The following is a 1402-nucleotide window of genomic DNA, read 5'->3' as shown; positions in this document are numbered from 1 at the left end:
TCCGATATCACATATATTCCCATGAAACGGGGATTTCTCTATCTCGTGGCGATCATGGACTGGTTCACGCGCAAGGTGCTGTCCTGGCGTCTGTCGAACACGATGGACGCGGAGTTCTGTATTGAGGCACTTCGGGATGCGCTGATGCGTTACGGCACCCCGGAGATTTTCAACACGGACCAGGGCTCACAATTCACGACGCCCCGTTTTACCGGTATCCTGGAAGAACGTCAGATCCGCATTAGCATGGACGGGCGTGGGCGCTGGCTGGACAACGTGTTCATCGAGCGTCTGTGGCGGTCGTTGAAATACGAATGTGTCTACCTGCACGCATTTGAGACCGGATCAGAACTTCGAGTGGGGCTCACGAAATGGATCACCCATTATAACGGGCAACGTCCCCATACGGCCCTGGCTGGACGAACGCCTGATGAGGCGTATCATGGCGCGCCGACGCCATCTGGTCCGGCGTTAACCCCGGACCAGATGGCCAACAGCAACGCCGTCAGAATGGCGGCATAACAACAACCGGGTATAGCTTATTCAAACCCAAAAACTGTCCGAACAGACGGGTCCACCTCTATATCCCTGCCACGGGAGAAGATCGGTCAGGGTTTCGGGCATCTGGAGGCTGCGTCTCTGCGTCAGGTTGATCAAGCTTTGTCAGTTTTTCTCGGTCTGTCGGGTGACCGTCTTCCATGATTACGCGCGATTTTCCGGTGTTTCAAAGGGCTATAGGCAATAGTGTAACAGGCCGGGCCTGAAAAACCGGCCGGTCGGTCCCGCGATTGCAGCGGTTTTCCTGTCCGGGGCTGGGGAGATGTGTTACACTTTTCGGGATATCATGCCCAGACCTGCCCCGAAGGCCCCTGTCCCGCCGCCTCGCCAGCTGTCGCTGTTTCCCGAAACGGCGGCGCTGGTGCGGCAGTGGGGACGGATCGGGACGGCCGGCCGGCAGGTCTGCGAACTGCATCATGATGCCGGGCAGGCGCGCGATGCCCTCGCCCGCCAGCTTCGGGCCAAGCGCCGGCGGGGCTACCGCGACAGGGCGGCCGGATGAGCGGCCCCCGAAAACCGGGACAGCGGGCGACCCCGGCAGGCGCCCCCGGCGGAATGCAGCTGTTCGACCGCGACGGGAGCCGCAAATACCTCACGGTCGCCGAACGGGCGCGGTTCCTGCGCGCGGCCGAGCAGGCGCCGCGCGAGGCCCGCACGCTGTGCATGACCCTGGCCTGGTCGGGCTGCCGCCTGTCCGAGGCCCTTGCCCTCACGGCGGACCGGGTGGACCTCGCCGGCGGCGTGCTGGTGTTCGCCACGCTCAAGAAGGGGTCACGACACGAAAGTGTACTTTACGTACGCTTAGAGTGAACCCAACAAGAACGTTGAGGCTGTTCTGCTGAGA

General features: G+C 61.8%; 1 protein-coding gene and 2 pseudogenes. All 3 read left to right on the top strand.

Going from position 1 to position 1402, the window contains the following annotated elements; all coding sequences use genetic code 11:
- A pseudogene (locus DV027_RS17265) lies at positions 1-522 on the top strand (IS3-like element ISGxy1 family transposase); the annotation flags it as partial.
- 322 nt (positions 523-844) lie between these two features.
- Complete coding sequence (locus tag DV027_RS17260) at positions 845-1060, top strand: WGR domain-containing protein (RefSeq protein ID WP_242622005.1); 216 nt, start codon at positions 845-847, stop codon at positions 1058-1060.
- Positions 1057-1326: pseudogene (locus DV027_RS17255) on the top strand (site-specific integrase); the annotation flags it as partial. The gene DV027_RS17260 and the pseudogene DV027_RS17255, both read left to right, overlap by 4 nt.
- Between the last annotated feature and the right edge of the window lie 76 nt (positions 1327-1402).

The organism is Komagataeibacter xylinus (assembly GCF_004302915.1).
Lineage (GTDB): Bacteria > Pseudomonadota > Alphaproteobacteria > Acetobacterales > Acetobacteraceae > Komagataeibacter > Komagataeibacter xylinus_C.
This window is presented reverse-complemented; position numbering and strand designations above follow the sequence as displayed.